12 protein-coding genes are annotated in these 16,279 nt (G+C 72.3%); 9 read left to right on the top strand and 3 right to left on the bottom strand.

The genetic code is table 11. The features are described from left to right. Nucleotides 1-48: 48 nt before the first annotated feature. A complete protein-coding gene (locus ACIOC1_RS18005; RefSeq protein WP_401314345.1) occupies nucleotides 49-2,493 on the bottom strand; it encodes an RICIN domain-containing protein in 2,445 nt (814 codons plus the stop codon). 431 nt (nucleotides 2,494-2,924) lie between these two features. Here ACIOC1_RS18005 and ACIOC1_RS18000 point away from each other — a divergent pair, with 431 nt between their 5' ends. The 8 genes from ACIOC1_RS18000 (at nucleotide 2,925) to ACIOC1_RS17965 (ending at nucleotide 12,417) form a co-directional block, all read left to right on the top strand. Continuing rightward, nucleotides 2,925-4,016: an ABC transporter substrate-binding protein gene (locus tag ACIOC1_RS18000; protein WP_355347747.1), complete on the top strand. Its 1,092-nt coding sequence runs from the start codon at nucleotides 2,925-2,927 to the stop codon at nucleotides 4,014-4,016. A 290-nt stretch (nucleotides 4,017-4,306) separates the two neighbouring features. Next, nucleotides 4,307-6,040: a sugar ABC transporter ATP-binding protein gene (locus ACIOC1_RS17995; RefSeq protein WP_401855257.1), complete on the top strand. Its 1,734-nt coding sequence runs from the start codon at nucleotides 4,307-4,309 to the stop codon at nucleotides 6,038-6,040. Next, a complete protein-coding gene (locus tag ACIOC1_RS17990; protein ID WP_391050701.1) occupies nucleotides 6,037-7,005 on the top strand; it encodes an ABC transporter permease in 969 nt (322 codons plus the stop codon). The genes ACIOC1_RS17995 and ACIOC1_RS17990 overlap by 4 nt, the downstream gene beginning before the upstream one ends. After that, nucleotides 7,002-8,048 (top strand): ABC transporter permease, encoded by a 1,047-nt coding sequence (locus ACIOC1_RS17985; RefSeq protein WP_188285164.1) that lies wholly within the window; start codon nucleotides 7,002-7,004, stop codon nucleotides 8,046-8,048. Before ACIOC1_RS17990 ends, ACIOC1_RS17985 begins: the two co-directional genes overlap by 4 nt. A 101-nt stretch (nucleotides 8,049-8,149) precedes the next feature. Further along, nucleotides 8,150-9,166, top strand: a complete 1,017-nt coding sequence (locus tag ACIOC1_RS17980; RefSeq protein ID WP_355347756.1) for a LacI family DNA-binding transcriptional regulator — start codon at nucleotides 8,150-8,152, stop codon at nucleotides 9,164-9,166. Nucleotides 9,167-9,359: 193 nt separating this feature from the next. Continuing rightward, the gene (locus tag ACIOC1_RS17975; protein WP_401855253.1) at nucleotides 9,360-10,484 is read left to right on the top strand and encodes an aldose epimerase family protein; all 1,125 of its coding nucleotides are present in this window, start codon (nucleotides 9,360-9,362) and stop codon (nucleotides 10,482-10,484) included. Further along, complete coding sequence (locus tag ACIOC1_RS17970; protein WP_391160679.1) at nucleotides 10,481-10,903, top strand: NTP pyrophosphohydrolase; 423 nt, start codon at nucleotides 10,481-10,483, stop codon at nucleotides 10,901-10,903. Before ACIOC1_RS17975 ends, ACIOC1_RS17970 begins: the two co-directional genes overlap by 4 nt. Nucleotides 10,904-11,010: 107 nt before the next feature. Next, a complete protein-coding gene (locus ACIOC1_RS17965; RefSeq protein ID WP_401855250.1) occupies nucleotides 11,011-12,417 on the top strand; it encodes an AlkA N-terminal domain-containing protein in 1,407 nt (468 codons plus the stop codon). Between the two features lie 117 nt (nucleotides 12,418-12,534). Here ACIOC1_RS17965 and ACIOC1_RS17960 read toward each other — a convergent pair whose 3' ends face one another. Continuing rightward, the gene (locus ACIOC1_RS17960) at nucleotides 12,535-13,650 is read right to left on the bottom strand and encodes a DUF5954 family protein (RefSeq protein ID WP_401855248.1); all 1,116 of its coding nucleotides are present in this window, start codon (nucleotides 13,648-13,650) and stop codon (nucleotides 12,535-12,537) included. A gap of 113 nt (nucleotides 13,651-13,763) precedes the next feature. Next, nucleotides 13,764-14,945: an ROK family protein gene (locus tag ACIOC1_RS17955; protein WP_317452715.1), complete on the bottom strand. Its 1,182-nt coding sequence runs from the start codon at nucleotides 14,943-14,945 to the stop codon at nucleotides 13,764-13,766. Between the two features lie 157 nt (nucleotides 14,946-15,102). Here ACIOC1_RS17955 and ACIOC1_RS17950 point away from each other — a divergent pair, with 157 nt between their 5' ends. After that, the gene (locus tag ACIOC1_RS17950) at nucleotides 15,103-16,278 is read left to right on the top strand and encodes a Gfo/Idh/MocA family protein (RefSeq protein WP_401855245.1); all 1,176 of its coding nucleotides are present in this window, start codon (nucleotides 15,103-15,105) and stop codon (nucleotides 16,276-16,278) included. Nucleotide 16,279 lies beyond the last annotated feature (1 nt).

Below are 16,279 nucleotides of genomic sequence, written 5' to 3'. Positions count from 1 at the left end.
CAGAGGTGGGGGGAAGGAGAGCGGAGCGGGGGTGGGGGAGCCGGGGGCTCAGCGCAGTTGCCACAGGTGGTCGGCGGTGCCGTTGTCGTCGTACTGCACGACCGGCGCGCTGTTGGCCGTCGACATCAGGTCGACGCCGAGCACCTTTCCCGAGTTCTTGTTGCGGATGCGGTACCAGCCGTCGCCGTTGGCCACGAGTTGCCACAGGTGGTCGGCGGTCCCGTTGTCGTCGAACTGCACCACCTGGGCGCTGTTCGCGGTCGACATCAGGTCGACGCCCAGCATCTTCTGCGAGTTGAGGTTGCGGATGCGGTACCAGCCGTCGCCGTTGTCGACGAGTTGCCACAGGTGGTCGGCGGTGCCGTTGTCGTCGAACTGCACGACGTGGGCGCTGTTCGCGGTCGACATCAGGTCGACGCCCATGACCTTGTTGGAGTTCTTGTTCCAGATCCTGAGGTAGTCGCCTGCCGGTGCCCACGGGGTGCCGTTGGGGGTGGCGGTGGGGAAGGCGGAGATCCGCAGCCGGGCGGCGCCCATCGGGATCAGCGTGACGGTCTCGACGGCCGCGGTGCTGCGGGCCGGGCTGGTCTGGAGCGGGTTGACGACCTGCTGTCCGTCCGCCTTCCACTCGGCGATACGGCGGGCGGGCACGGTGATCCGTACCGGCGTGCCGTCGTGCGTGAAGGGGTTGGCGGCCAGCGAGCCGCCCGACTTGGTGAAGGACGGGGACCCGGAGTCGAGCGCGAGCCCGTAGTTCCAGGGTGTGGTGGCGTGCACCTCGTACTCGGGGAACTCGGCGTCGCCCGCGTACCGCACGTAGTTCTCACCGATGTTCAGCGCGTACGTGAGCGGTCCGTGGTCGACGGAGACGGCGCCGTGGTTGGCGGACCAGGTGCGGACGGTGGTCTGCTGCGGGAGCTGGACGGTGACGGTGTCCCCGCTGTTCCAGGTGCGGCTGATCTTGGTGAAGGCGGGTCCCGAAGGGGCGCTGACCGCTTGGCCGTTGACGGTGACGCGCGGGGCGGAGCACCAGCCGGGGACCCGCAGGTACAGCGGGAAGGCCAGGGCGCGCGGTGCGGTGATCTTGAGCGTGACCGTGTCCGCGAAGGGGTAGTCGGTGGTCTCGGTGATGGTGACCGAGGTGCCGTCGGCGACCTTGGCCGTGACGCTGCTCGGTGCGTACATCGCGGCGGCCAGGCCGTTGTCGGGGGTGGCGAGCCACAGCTCCTCGGTGAAGTACGGCCAGCCCATGCCGTAGTTGTGCGGGCAGCAGCGGTACTGGTCGACGCCCGGCTGGAAGGACTGCATGGCGAAGCCGTTCTGGAACTGCCCTTGCGTCTTCGGGGTGTTGTTCAGATCGACGCTGTTGGCGCTGGTGATGTAGTGCACGCCCTTGCCCGCCGGGTCGAGGGCCGCGGGCAGTGAGTTGAAGGCCAGGTCCTCGCAGCGGTCGGCCCACAGCGGGTCGCCGGTGATCCGGGCCAGCAGCTGGTGGCTGGCCATGAACTCCACGATGCCGCAGGTCTCGAAGCCCTGCCGGGGGTCGCCGAAGCCGGGCCTGGCGTTCTCGTCGCCCGCGAAGCCGCCGCCGGGGAACTGGCCGTAGGCGGACATCACCGCGGTGTAGTTCTGGTAGGCGGCCTGGGTGAGGGCGTTGGACGGCGAGCGGAGCGCGTACTGCGCCGGTTCCCTGAAGCCCTGGGCGATGTTGACGTTGTGCAGCGACGGAAGGTTGTTGACCCAGTTGGCGCCGCCCGCGTGGATCTTGTCGGCGAGGTCGAGCAGATAGCTCTCGCCGGTGCGGTTGTAGAGCCAGAAGACGCTGTCCAGGCCGTCGCCCCAACGCACCGACACCCAGCTCTGGTTGAAGGCGCCGGGGCCCTGGGCGTTCATGTAGCGGAAGAAGGCGGACAGCAGCGGGATGATCCTGGTGTCCCCGCTGTACTCCTGCCAGTTGCGCAATGCCCAGGTCAGCGGGAGGAACGGCCAGAAGTCGGGGCCGCCGCCGAGCGAGGTGCGCAGGGCCGTCGGGCCGAAGAAGCCGTCGGACTGCCGGGTGGCCACGATGGCGTCGATCCAGCGGCGTACGGCGGCCAGCGCGGTGGCGTCCTGGGTGAGCACGGCGAGGTCGACATAGCCGCGCAGCCAGTACGGCACTTCCTCCCAGCCGGCGCGGTCAGGGTGCGCCCAGCCGCTGTTGTCCATGGCGAGGAAGTGCGAGATGTCGGCGTACCGGCCGCACAGACCGGCGAGTTGGAGGCGCAGTTGGCCGTCGAGCCAGCCGCGCGCGGTGACGGCGCCGGGCGGCAGCCGCAGGAAGGCGGTGGGGGCCAGCGGTGCGGCGTTCGGCGCGTAGAGGCCGCCGCGGGCGGGGGCGACGCGGGCCGCGGCGGGGGTGGGGGCGGCCTGGGCGCCGCCCGCGAACCGCAGTTGGAGCCCTGCGGTGCCGGCGGCGAGTGCGGTGAGTGCGAACTGACGACGGTTCAGGGGCATGGGGGGTGGCTCCTGGTGGCTTCGGGTGGGGCGCTGCGGGGGCGCGAACCCTGGCGGCGACGGTCCTTCCAACGTTGGAAACGGCGGTGCCACCCGGAATGACAGCACGCAGGGATGGGCATGTCCAGAGCAGCGACAGAAGTCGTACGGGCCTGTCGGGGTTGTTGCCTGAGCACGGATCACAGCGGTGGGAAGCATTTTGGAAACATCGGGAACGACGGGTTGTCGAGGTGCCGCCGCGCGTATATAACGTTGTAAAGCCGAGGGAGGGAACGGGCGTTCCCACCCCCGGAGCGCCGCCATCTCCGCACGTCATACCGCCTCCTCGGGGAGCCCGGACCGGACCCCGGAAGCGCACCCGCCCCGGCACGGAGCCGGACCCACGTACGACTCGACGGCCGCTGCCGTCGCGACCAAGGAGTGTCGTGAGCATGACGAACCACAGAACCCGCGCACTGGCCGCCACCTGTCTGCTGCTGGCCACCGCAGGGCTGGCCGCCACCGGCTGCTCCAAGTCGGAGTCCAGTGACAAGGGCGCCTCCCCCTCCGGCTCGGACCAGGCGGCGCAGCAGCAGGTCACCACGGACCCGACGGCGTCCGGCGCGGGCTGCACCCTGACGGCGTACGGCGCCCCCAAGCTCGACCTGAAGAACGCGGTGGTGGGCTTCTCCCAGTCGGAGAAGGAGGACAACCCGTTCCGTATCGCCGAGACCCAGTCCATCAAGGACGAGGCCGCCAAGCTCGGCGTGAAGAAGCTGCTGACCACCGACGCGCAGTCCCAACTCCCCAAGCAGATCAGCGACATCCAGGACATGCTCGCGCAGGGCGCGCAGCTCCTGATCGTCGCGCCGCTCAACTCCGACGGCCTGGACCCGGCGCTGAAGGCCGCCGCCGCCAAGCACGTGCCGGTGATCACCATCGACCGGAAGATCAACGCCACGTCCTGCAAGGACTACGTCACCTTCCTCGGCTCGGACTTCGTCGAGCAGGGCAAGCGCGCGGCGGACGCCATGATCAAGGCCACCGGCGGCAAGGGCCAGGTCGCGATCCTGCTCGGCTCCTCGGGCAACAACGTGACCACCGACCGCACCAAGGGCTTCGTGGACGAGATCGCCGCCAAGGCGCCCGGCCTGAAGGTCGTCGCCCAGCAGACCGGTGACTTCACCCGTGACAAGGGCCAGCAGGTCATGGAGCAGCTCATCCAGTCCAAGCCGGGCATCACCGCGGTCTACGCGGAGAACGACGAGATGGGCCTCGGCGCGGTCACCGCGCTCAAGAGCGCGGGCAAGAACCCGGGCAAGGACGTCAAGGTCGTCTCGGTCGACGGCACCCGCAACGCCGTGCAGGCGATCGTCAACGGCACGTACAACGCGGTGATCGAGTCCAACCCGCGCTTCGGCCCGCTGGCCTTCGCCACCGCGCAGAAGTTCTACAGCGGCGAGGCGATCCCGGAGAACGTCATCATCTCGGACCGCGCCTACGACGAGTCCAACGCCAAGGCGTCGGTCGGCGGGGCGTTCTGACCTTCGGTCAGGAGGAACCGGTGGCGCGGCTCCCCCCGCGCCACCCCTCGGACAGGCGTACGGCGGGGTGCCTCCCCGCCGTACGCCGCACCATCGGCGGGTTGGCCCGCCGGGCTGTCGAGCCGGTGGGGGCGCCTGAAGCCCGTACGACCACAGGGCCGCCGCCTGCCGGGCCGCCCCATTCGTAGAGCCTGCCGAACCCGTAGAGCCCGCCCCACCAGTAGAGCCCGTACAGCCCGTCAGCCCGTAGAAGAGTTCCCGCTTCCCCGCGACCCCGGAAGGCCACGACCATGGCACCACCCGAAGCCGCCGCGGCCCAGTCCGCGCCGCCCGGTCCGCCGAGCCCGCCACCGGCGGCCGGGGCCGTACTGGAGGCCGTCCGCGTCAGCAAACGCTTCCCAGGCGTGGTGGCGCTCGACGACGTCTCCTTCACCCTGCGCGAGGGCGAGATCCACGCGCTGGTCGGGGAGAACGGCGCGGGCAAGTCGACGCTGATCAAGCTGCTCACCGGGGTCTACCGGCCCGACGACGGCGAACTGCGGCTGGCGGGCGAGCCGATCGCCTTCCACCACCCGCACGAGGCGCAGCGCGCCGGGATCTCGACCATCTACCAGGAGGTGAACCTGGTCCCGCTGATGAGCGTGGCCCGCAACATCTTCCTGGGCCGGGAGCCGAAGAACCGCTTCGGGCTGATCGATTTCCCCCGGATGCACCGCGAGACCGCGGAACTCCTCGGCGGCTTCGGCATCACCGCCGACCCGCGTCGCCCGCTGCACACCCTGGGCATCGGCACCCAGCAGATGGTCGCGCTCGCCCGCGCCGTCTCCGTGCGGGCCCGGGTGGTCGTCATGGACGAGCCCACCTCGTCGCTCGAACCGCGCGAGGTCGAGACGCTGTTCCGGGTGATCCGTGAGCTGCACGAGCGCGGCATCTCGATCCTGTACGTCAGCCACCGGATGGACGAGCTGTACCGGATCTGCGACCGCGTCACCGTCCTGCGCGACGGCCGCCTCGTGCACAGCGGCGACCTGGCCGACACCGACCGGGTGCGGCTGGTCTCGCTGATGCTCGGCCGGGAGATCGCCGAGGTCCGCAGGCACGGTGCCACCAGCTTCGGCGAGGGACACACCGCCGAGCGCCAACCGGTGCTCACGGCGCGGGGACTGACCCGCCGTCACCTGCTGCACGACATCGGCCTCGACCTGCGGCCCGGCGAAGTGCTGGGCCTCGGCGGCCTGTTGGGCTCGGGGCGCAGCGAGACCGCCAAGGCGTTGTCCGGGGCGCTGTCACTGGACAGCGGCGAGGTCACCGTCGGCGGGCACACCGTGCGCCGCCTCACCCCGTCCGCCGCGATCAGGGCCGGGATCAGCCTGCTGCCCGAGGACCGCAAGGCCGAGGGCATCGTGCCCGGCCTCTCGGTCCGGGAGAACATCGTGCTGGCCGCGATGCCCCGGCTGTCCCGCGCCGGGATCGTGTCCCGGCAGCGGCAGGACCGGATCGTCGACATCTTCATGAAGCGGCTGCGGATCAAGGCCGCGGGCCCCGAGCAGAAGGTCGGCGAGCTGTCCGGCGGCAACCAGCAGAAGGTGCTGCTGGCCCGCTGGCTCTGCCTGGAGCCGAAGGTGCTGCTGCTGGACGAGCCCACCCGCGGCATCGACGTCGGCGCCAAGGCCGAGGTGCAGTCGCTGATCGACGACCTCGCGGGAGAGGGCCTGGCCGTCCTGCTGATCTCCTCCGACATCGAGGAGCTGGTCGAGGGCGCCGACCGCATCGTGGTGCTGCGCGCCGGAGCGGTGGCCGGTGAGCTGACCGGCGACGACGTCGGGGAGAGCGCGTTGCTCGCCGTACTGGCGGAGACCGGGGACGACGACAGCGCCGCCGCGCCGGACACCGACCCGGAGCCCGCAGCCGCCGATGCAGAGCCCGCAGCCGCCGACGCGGAGCCCGTACCCGCCGACGCAGAGCCCGCACCCGCTCCCGCGGTGGATTCCGGCTCCGCCACCGCGAAGGAGGACCCGCGATGACCTCGGCCCCGTACTCACTCCCGCGCGGCCTGGACCGGTCGCGGATCGCGGACTGGCTCCAGCGGTACGGCGTGTACGCCGCGGTCGCCGCGCTGCTGGTCTTCAACGGCGTCTTCACCGACCACTTCATGACGACGGACAATCTGCGCACGCAGCTCGTCCAGGTCTCCCCCGTCGTCATCGTGGCACTGGGCATGGCGCTGGTGATCGGCACCGAGGGCGTCGACCTGTCGGTGGGCTCCACGATGGCGCTGGCCAGTTCCGTGCTGCCGCTCTACCTCGGATACGGCCTGCTGCCCGCGCTGTCGGTGGCGCTGCTCGCCGGTGTGCTCGTCGGCCTGATCAACGGCTCGCTGGTGTCGCTGGTCGGGCTGCAACCCATCGTGGCCACCCTGGCGCTCTTCGTCGGCGGCCGGGGCCTGGCCCTGGTCATCGCCGACGGGAAGCTCAAGCAGATCGAGAACCAGAATCTGCTGAACCTCGGCACGAACAGCGTGCTCGGCGTCCCGATCGTCGTCCTGATCGCGGGCGTGCTCGCGCTGTTGGTCGCCTTCCTGGTGCAACGCACCACCTTCGGACGCCAGTTGGTGGCCATCGGCGGCAACCGCGCCGCGGCCAGGCTCGCCGGACTTCCCGTCAAACGGGTGCTGATCGGCGTGTACGTGCTGTGCGGGGTGCTGGCCTCGCTCGCGGGTGTGCTCGCCACCGCGCGGCTGACCGCCAGCGACCCGTCCTCGCTGGGCAATCTGATGGAGCTGTCGGCCATCACCGCGGTCGTGGTCGGCGGCACCCCGCTGACCGGCGGCTCGGTACGCGTCCTCGGCACGGTGTTCGGCGCGCTGCTGATGCAGCTCCTGCACGCCACGCTCGTCACCCACAATCTGCACGACTCCACCGCCCAGATGGTCCAGGCGGGCATCATCCTCGTCGCCGTCTACGTCGCCCGGGAGCGTCGATCCCGATGAAAGCCCTCGTGAAAACAGCCGCCCCCGCTCCCGCGCTCGCCGTGGCCGGTGACGCGCCGCTGCCGGTGAGCGCGGAGTCCCGCCCCTCCGGGCGGCAGCGCGCCGCCGAACTCCTCCAGCGCCAGGGCGTCCTGGCCGTCCTCGTCCTGCTCTGCCTGATCTCGTCCTTCGTCTTCGACTCCTTCGCCACCCTCGACAACACGCGCGGCATCACCATCCAGGCGTCGTTCCTGTCGATCGTCGCGCTCGGCATGACGATGGTGATCGTCACCGGCGGCATCGACCTGTCGGTCGGCTCGGTCTTCGCGCTCGGCGGTGTACTGGCCGCGTGGGCCTCGCAGTACGGATTCCTGCCCGCGCTGCTGGTGCCGCTCGTGGTGTGCGGCGCGATCGGCACCTTCAACGGACTGCTGGTCGCACGGGCCGGGATGGCCCCGTTCATCGTGACGCTGGCCTCGCTGCTCGGCGCGCGCGGGCTGCTGCTCGCGCTCACCCACGAGGGCGCCACCACGTATCTCGTGCCGCGCGGCTCGGCCTTCCAGGAGCTGGGCGGCGGCGCGGTGTGGGGCTTCGGCTACCCGGTGCTGATCGCGCTGGCCCTGTTCGGGGTCGGCGGCCTCGTGCTCCAGCGCACCTCGTTCGGCCAGGCGCTGTTCGCCGTCGGCGGCAGCGGTGACGCGGCGCTGCTGATGGGGCTGCCGGTGGCCCGAACGAAGGTGCTGGTCTATACGCTCAGCGGGCTGCTCGCGGGGCTGGCGGGCGCGTTGAACGCGGCCCGGCTGTCCTCGGGTGTGACCATCATCGGTGTCGGCATGGAGCTGGACGCGATCTCCGCGGTGGTGATCGGCGGCACGCTGCTGGTCGGTGGCGCGGGTTCGGTGTCGGGCACGCTGTGGGGCGTGCTGCTGCTCGGTGTGATCCAGAATCTGATCAATCAGATCGGTTCGCTCAACTCCTCCTACCAGTCGGTGGTCAGCGGCGGCTTCCTGATCGTGGTCGTCGTTGCCCAGCGCTATCTGTCGGCCGCCCGCCGGGGCACCTGACCGGGCCGGGAGGGGCCGTCCGCGATCCGCGGGACCGGCTCCAGCACACTGAGGCCGGAACCGCCGCGCCTCGCACGAGGTCGGCCGAGGGAAGGAACTCCGTGGGCGCCAGCCTGAAGGATGTCGCGCGACTGGCGGGCGTGTCCGTCAAGACCGTGTCGAATGTGGTGAACAACTATCCGCATGTCACGCCGGGGATGCGGGAGCGCGTGCAGCGGGCCATCGACGAGCTGGGCTACCGGCCGAATCTGACGGCCCGCCATCTTCGGAAGGGCCGCACCGGCATCATCGCGCTGGCCGTCCCCGAACTCGGCAACCCGTACTTCGCGGAGCTGGCCGGGGCCGTCATCGACGCCGCCGCCCGGCACGACTACACGGTGCTGCTCGACCACACCGCGGGCCAGCGCGAGAAGGAGGTGCTGGTCTCGCAGGGCTTCCGGGCCCATGTCATCGACGGCCTGATCCTCAGCCCGATCGAATTGGAGGCCGCGGACCTGCTGGGCCGCATGGACGACGCGCCGCTGGTGCTGCTCGGCGAGCGGGAGTACGACGCCCCGTACGACCAGATCGCCATCGACAACGTGGCGGCGGCCCGTACCGCCGTACGGCACCTGACCGGCCTCGGGCACCGGCGGATCGCGTTCCTCGGCGCCCGCAGGGAGAGCGCCAGGCAACCGGCGCACCTGCGACTGCGCGGCTGGCGCGAGGAGTTGGCGGCGGCCGGGCTGCCGGACGACGACTCGCTGGTGGCCGCCACCGACGGCTACGGCCGCTGGGACGGCGCCGCCGCGATGAACGCGCTGCTCGACCGCGGCACCCGCCCCGACGCCGTGTTCGCGTACAACGACCTGATGGCGCTCGGCGCGATGCGGGCCCTGGTCGAGCGCGGGCTGCGGGTGCCGCAGGACGTGTCGGTGGTCGGCTTCGACGACGTCGAGGAGGGCCGCTTCTCGACGATCGCGCTCACCACGGTGTCCCCGGACAAACAGGCCATCGCACGGCTCGCCGTGGAGCGGGTCGTGGCGCGGCTGACCGGTACGCCGCAGATCAGGCCGGAGCGGATCACGCCCGGATACACGCTGGTCACCAGGGAGTCGACCGCGCCCAGAGCGGGGTGAGCGCGCCGCGTAGCGTTGTCCCCGGGGGGTCGGCCACCGGTGCCCGCCCGTGGTCGCCCGTGGTCGCGCCCCCGGCCGGTTTCCCCGCCCGGTCTCTCCGTCGCCTTCCCGCCGCCTTCCCGCCGCCTTCCCGCCGTCGGACGCCCGCCGCGTCCGGCATCCGTCGCCCCGACCCCCTTTACGAGGACTGCCGATGCCCCGTCCCACCCCGCTCAGCGAACCCTTCGGCACCACTCCCGACGGGTGGCGAGTGGAACGCTGGCGGCTCAGCTCGGCCTCCGGGGTGAGCGCCGAGATCCTCACCTACGGCGGCGTCCTGCACGCGCTGCACGTGCCCGACCCGACGGGCCGCCCCGCCAACGTGGTGCTGTCCCTGCCCGACCTGGCGGCGTACGCCTCCGACACCCCGTACTTCGGCGCGCTCGTCGGCCGTTACGCCAACCGGATCAGCGAGGCCCGCTTCACGCTCAACGGCCGCCACTACCGGCTCCCGGACAACGACGGCGGCCACAATCTGCACGGCGGCCCCGAGGGCTTCGACAGCCGCGTCTGGCGGGCCGAGCCGCTGCCCGGCGCGCTGCGGCTGACGCTGCACAGCCCGGACGGCGACATGGGCTTCCCCGGCGCGATGGACGTCACGGTGACGTACGCGCTCGACGACGACGGGACGCTGTCGCTGGACTTCGAGGCGCGCAGCGACCGGCCGACGGTGGTCAACCTGACCAACCACGCGTACTTCAACCTAAGCGGGTCGGAGGCGAGGGACGGCGCCGAAGCCGCGTCGCGGATCGCGGGAGGCGACGTGCTGCGCCACACGCTGTACGTCGACGCCGACCGCTTCCTGCCCGCCACGCCCGAGTCCATCCCCTGGGGGCCGGAACAGGCCGTGGAGGGGACGCCGTTCGACCTCAACGAGCCGCGCCCCCTCGGCGACGGCGTGCGGGACGCCGACCCGCAGATCAAGACGGCCGGAGGATACGACCACTGCTTCGTGCTGCGCGGCAACTGCGGCGGTACGGGCGACGCCGTGGGCGAGCCGCGGGTCGCCGCCGTCCTCTCCGACCCCGACAGCGGCCGGGTGATGGAGGTGCGCACCACGCAACCGGCCATCCAGGTCTACACGGCCAACAAGCTCGACGGTTCGCTGACCGGCCCCGACGGGCGGACGTACCACGCGCACGACGCGGTGTGCCTGGAGACCCAGCACCTGCCGGACTCGCCGAACCACCCCGAGTACCCCTCGACCGAGCTGCGTCCCGACGAGGTCTTCCGCAGCCGCACCGAATTCCGCTTCCCGCACCTGGCGGGCGGCCGGTGACGAGCGCGCCGACCGCACCCCTGCTCGTCGTGGACGGCGCCAACGTCGTCGGCTCGGTGCCCGACGGCTGGTGGCGCGACCGGCGCGGCGCCGCCGAGCGGCTGCGCGACGCGCTCGTGCCGCTCGCCGCGTCGGGCCTCGCCGAGGACAGCGGCGCCCCGCCGTGGGCCCGCGGCCACGGGCTGGACATCGTCCTGATCGTCGAGGGCGCGGCGCGCGGCGTCGAGCCGGTACCCGGCGTACGCGTGGAGTCCGCGCCCGGCAGCGGCGACGACCTCATCACCGAGGTCGCCGCCCGCTCGCGCACCGCGGACCCCGACCGCCCGTGCCTCGTCGTCACCGCCGACCGTGGCCTGCGAGCGCGCGTCACGGAGGTCGGCGCGGCCGTCGTGGGGCCGCGGGCGGTCCGGCCACGCTGACGCCCGTGTCCCCCGGGGGGCGGGGCTCCGGTGACGCCGCGCTCACCGGAAGGCCGTGTCCGATTTCCGCCAGCTCGGGGCTCCGGAGCCCTCGCATACTGGGACGCATGACAGTCGAGGACAGCAGATACGAGGCGGTGAGCAGCCGGGACGCGCGCTTCGACGGAGTCTTCTTCTTCGCCGTGGCCACGACCGGCATCTACTGCCGTCCGAGCTGCCCCGCAATCACCCCGAAGCGCGAGAACGTGTCCTTCTACGCGACCGCCGCCGCGGCCCAGGGCGCGGGCTTCCGGGCCTGCCGCCGGTGCAGGCCGGACGCGGTGCCGGGTTCCGCCGACTGGAACGCGCGGGCCGACATGGTGGGCCGCGCGATGCGGCTCATCGGGGACGGCGTCGTCGACCGCGAGGGCGTCGCGGGCCTCGCCACCCGGCTCGGCTACAGCGCCCGGCAGGTGCAGCGGCAGCTCAACGCCGAGCTGGGCGCCGGGCCGATCGCCCTGGCCAGGGCGCAGCGCGGCCACACCGCGCGGGTGCTCCTCCAGACCACCTCGCTCCAGGCCGCCGAGATCGCCTTCGCGTCGGGCTTCGCGAGCGTGCGGCAGTTCAACGAGACGATCCGGGAGATCTACGCCGCCACCCCGACCGAGCTGCGCACGGACGCGCGCTCCGGGCCGGTGGGCGGGGCCGCCGGGGTGCCGCTCCGGCTGGCCTTCCGGGGCCCCTACGCCTCCGCGCGGGTCTTCGACTTCCTCGCCGCACGCGCCGTGCCCGGCGTCGAGGAGATCGTCGGCGCCCCCGGCAGCCGTACGTACCGCCGTACCCTGCGGCTGCCCCACGGCACGGGCATCGCCGAGGTCGCCGAGCGTCCCGGCAGGGGCAATTGGCTGGACTGCCGACTCCACCTGGGCGATCTCCGCGACCTCACCACGGCCACCCAGCGCGTCCGCCGGCTCTTCGACCTCGACGCCGATCCGTACGCGGTCGCCGAACGCCTGGGCTCCGACCCGCACTTGGCCCCGCTGGTCGCCGCCCTTCCCGGCCTCCGCTCCCCCGGCTCCCCCGACCCGGCGGAACACGCCGTCCGCGCCGCCCTGGGCGAAGGCGCCGCGCCGTTCTCCCCGGCGCCCCTGGCCGCCTTGGTCGCCCGATACGGCACCCCGCTGAGCGCCCCCGACGGCGCCCTCACACACCTCTTCCCGCGGGCCGAGGATCTGACCGAGGCCGACCTGGGCAGTCCGGCCGGCCGCTCCCCCGTCAGAGACCTCTGCCGCGCCCTCGCCGACGGTACGGTCGCCCTCGACCCGGGCGCCGACCGCGACGCCGCCGAACGGTCCCTCCTGACCGTCCCCGGCATCACTCCCCTGACCGCGGCCCACATCCGCATGCGCGCCCTCGGCGACCCGGACGTCTTCCCCTCGACGGAGCCGGTGCCGCCCGGGACGGAGAGGTGGCGCCCGTGGCGGTCGTATGCGGCTCATTACTGCTGGGGGGTGGGAGGGGGAGGTCAGGGGTGAGGGGGCGCCTTGCGCGGGCGCACCGCCCTTCCCCTCTTTTGCCGCCCCTCCGCCTCCCCGCGCCGCCGTACCGCAGGGGCGCAGGCTCTTGGGCGCAGGGGTGCCCGGCTGGCTGGGTCAGGGGTGGGGCTTGTTCTTGAGGTTGTCCCGGCGGAGCCGTTCTTCCTCGAAGAGGCGCATGAACTTCCGCGTGTGCTCGTCCGGTTCGGGGTCGGGCTCCTCGTCCTCGTCGGTGAGGAGGCCCTGTTCGCGCAGTTGCTGGTCCTGGACCATGACGGGCGGGGTGGGGTCGGGGTCGGAGGGGCGGGGGCCCTCGGGGCCGTCGGGGCCGATGCGGATGAGGCGTTCGACGCGGATCACGCGGAAGTGGCGTCCTGCGACGTCGAGTTCGTCGCAGCGGTGTTCGTCGAGGTGGTCGGCGGCGCGGGAGTAGATCTCGCGTTGCTCGGGGCTGAGGTCCTTCTGCCAGGGGAGCATGACGCGCAGTTGCATGGCGAGGCCGTCGCGGGCCGCCTGCGGGGTGGTGGCGGTGCCGCTGGAGTCGGGGCGCCAACTGCCGCCGTCGCGTTCCGCGGTCATGAAGGTGGCGGGGAGCAGGACACCGCCGGGGTGGGTGTCGGCGGCGTGGCGTGAGTCGTCGCGGACGTCGGCGGGGACGGTGCCGCTTTTGCGGAGGGCGGCGAGGAGTTCCACCTTGAGGATGCCCTCGGACATGCCGGTCGCGTTGACGGGGTCGATGACCAGGCCCGCGGCGGGGTCGAAGCCGCCGGACTCGCCGGGGCCGCTCGGGTCGGGGTCGGTGTCGCGCGGGGGTTCGGGACCGTCGGGCCCCATGCGGATGAAGCGTTCGGCGCGCACCACGCGGTAGCGGCTGCCGCGTACCGTCACCTCGTCGAGAGCTTCCCAGTCCATGCGCTCGCCCGCGGCGAGGAGTTCGGCCCGGGCCTCAGGGTCACCGGCCTCGTCGGCCGCGTGGGCGAGGCGGCGGAAGTGGGAGCCGAGGCTGTCGCGGGCGTCCTGCGGGGCGAGTCCGCTGAAGTACGGGTGCAACTCCCAGCCGCCGGACTCCAGTTCGCACGCGATGCCGAAGACCGGGCCGCCCGCGAACAGCATCGAGGGGTAGGTCTTTCTCGCCTTCCACGCCTCGATGTCGGCGAGCGCCGCGACCGGGGACTCGGGCGTGGTGACCCGGATCGACTGGTAGGCAGGAACATCGTCGCCGTGCGCATCCATGGGACCAGCATGCCCACACCGCGGGGGCGTACGCGACCCATACGCCAAAGCCGTCATGGGTCCGTGAGTTGACGTGACGCGCGTCCACCGGCAGGTATGGGGGCAACAGTGGTTCAGACCGCGGGCTCCGCGAGCACGTGTCCGATGCCCTCGGGCGAGAGCAGATGCTGCACCGCCAGCCGCCGCGCGCCCTCGATGCCCGCCCTGCGGCCGAGCATCGTGGTCTCGATGGCGACGGTTCTGGTGGCCAGCGGGAGGGCCCTGCGGTAGACGGCGCCGCGGATGTCGGCGAGCAGGTCGTCGTGGAGGCTGGCGATGCTGCCGCCGAGCACGATGGTGTCGGGGTTGTAGAAGCTGACCAGCGAGGCCAGGACGTCGCCGAGCCGTTGGGCGGCCAGCCGTACCTGGCGGCGGGCCACCGGGTCGCCCGCGGCCACGAGGCGGACCACGTCGGCGGCGTGCTCGGCGGGCAACCCTGCCTCCCGCAGCTTCGCCGCGATGGCCGCTCCCGAGGCGACGGCTTCGACGCAGCCGGTGTTGCCGCAGTGGCACAGCACGTCGTCGTGGCCCGGTACGCGGATGTGGCCGATGTCGCCCGCGGCGCCGCTGGCCCCGCGGTGCACGACGCCGCCGGAGACGATGCCGCAGCCGATGCCCGTACCGACCTTGACGTACAGCAGATGGGCGGTGGCCGGACGGTGGCCGTACTCGCCCAGGGCCATCATGTTGACGTCGTTGTCGACGAGGACGGGCGCGTGGTAGCGCCCGGCGAAGAAGCCGGGGACCCGGTAGCCGTCCCAGCCGCGCATGATCGGCGGCCGGATCACCGTACCGGTGCGGGCCTCGACCGGGCCCGGCACGCCGATGCTGATCGCGCGTACGTGGTCGGCGGGGTGTCCCGCGTCGGCCAGCAGGCGGCCGATCTGCTCGTGCACCCCGGTCAGTACGGCCTCGGGTCCCGCGTTGATGTCGAGGGCTTCGGTGGCTTCGGCGAGGACCCGGCCGCCGAGTTCGGCGACGGCGACCGTGCGGTGGGTGGCACCGAGGTCGACGGCGCAGACCACGGCGTTCCGCGAGGCGAGTTGGAGGGTGAGCGGCGGGCGCCCGCGCTCGGTGGCCATGGTGCCGGTCTCGACCAGCAGTCCCTTGGCGATCAGCAGGTCCACCCGCTGGGCGACCGCGGCCCTGGACAGCCCGGTGGCGGTGGCGAGTTGGCTGCGCCGGGTGGCGCCGCCCGCCACCAGTCCCGCCAGTTCGCTGAGCGCGGTCAACTGCCGGTCGCTTGCGGCTGTCACCGGTTCCTGCCCTCCCCTGCGCCGTACGTCCGTCGTCCCGGTCCGCGTCCTGTGCGGCCCGGCCCCCGATTTATGACAGAAGATAGCGGAAATATTGCCATTGTCAACCGAAACAGCGGTGGCTAGCGTTTCAAGCAAGCGGAAAGGGAGGGCACTTGTGGGCGGGACTAGCTCGGTTACAGCGGGTTCTTCGCTGCGCACGTCATCGCGTCCGGCACTGCGTACGGCCATCGCCGGTGTGGGGATGATCGGCCAGGTGCACCTGGACGCGGTGCGCAGGAGCGGTGCCCCGGTGGTCGGGGTCAGCGCGTCGACGCCCGCGCGGGCCAAGGAGGCCGCGGCGGCGCTCGGGGTCGAGCGGGCCTTCGACTCCTCCGAGGCGCTGGTCACCAGTGACGACGTCGACGTGGTGCACATCTGTACACCCAACGACGCGCACGCCGGGCTCGCCGAACTGGCGCTGCGGGCGGGCAAGCACGTGGTGTGCGAGAAGCCGCTGACCACGTCGTCGGCCACCGCGGACGCGCTCGCGGCGCTCGCCGCGGACAGCGGTCTGGTGGCGGCGGTGCCGTTCGTCTACCGCTACCACCCGATGGCGGCCGAGGCGCGGTCCCGCGTGCTGGACGGCCGGGCGGGCGAGGTCCGGCTGGTGCACGGCCACTACCTCCAGGACTGGCTCTCGGAGCCGGGCGACACCAACTGGCGGGTCGACGCGGCCGCGGGCGGGCCCTCCCGCGCCTTCGCCGACATCGGCTCGCACTGGTGCGACCTGGTGGAGTGGGTGACCGGGCACCGGATCGCGGAGCTGACCGCGGTCAGCCAGACCGTGGACCGTACGGGTCCCGTCGGCGACGGCGGCGCGCGGGTCAGGCCGGACACCGAGGACGTGGTGCAGCTCCTGTTCCGCACCGACCGCGGCGCCACCGGTTCCGTGACCGTCTCGCAGATCTCGCCCGGCCGGAAGAACCGGCTGTGGTTCGAGGTGGACGGCACGCGGACCTCGCTCGCCTTCGACCAGGAGAACCCCGAGTCGCTGTTCGTCGGCAGCCGCGGTGAGAACGCTGCGGTGCTGCGCGACCCGGCCACGCTCTCGCCCGCCGCGGCCCGGCTCTCGGTGGTCCCCGGCGGCCACCCGATGGGATATCTCGACTGTTTCGCCGCCTTCGTCCGCGATGTGCACGCAGCGATCCGCGCCCCGGGCGCGGCGGGCGGGTCCTCGGCCGACGGCACCGGGGGCACGTTCCCCACCTTCGACGACGCCGCCCGCATGGTGCGCCTGACCGAGGCCGTACTGAAATCGGCGGCGGACCGGACCTGGAAAGAGGTCTCCTGAG

It is taken from the genome of Streptomyces sp. NPDC088197, from assembly GCF_044741185.1.
GTDB lineage: Bacteria > Actinomycetota > Actinomycetes > Streptomycetales > Streptomycetaceae > Actinacidiphila.
The sequence above is the reverse complement of the archived record's forward strand: the minus strand, read 5'-3'. Positions and strand labels throughout refer to the sequence as shown.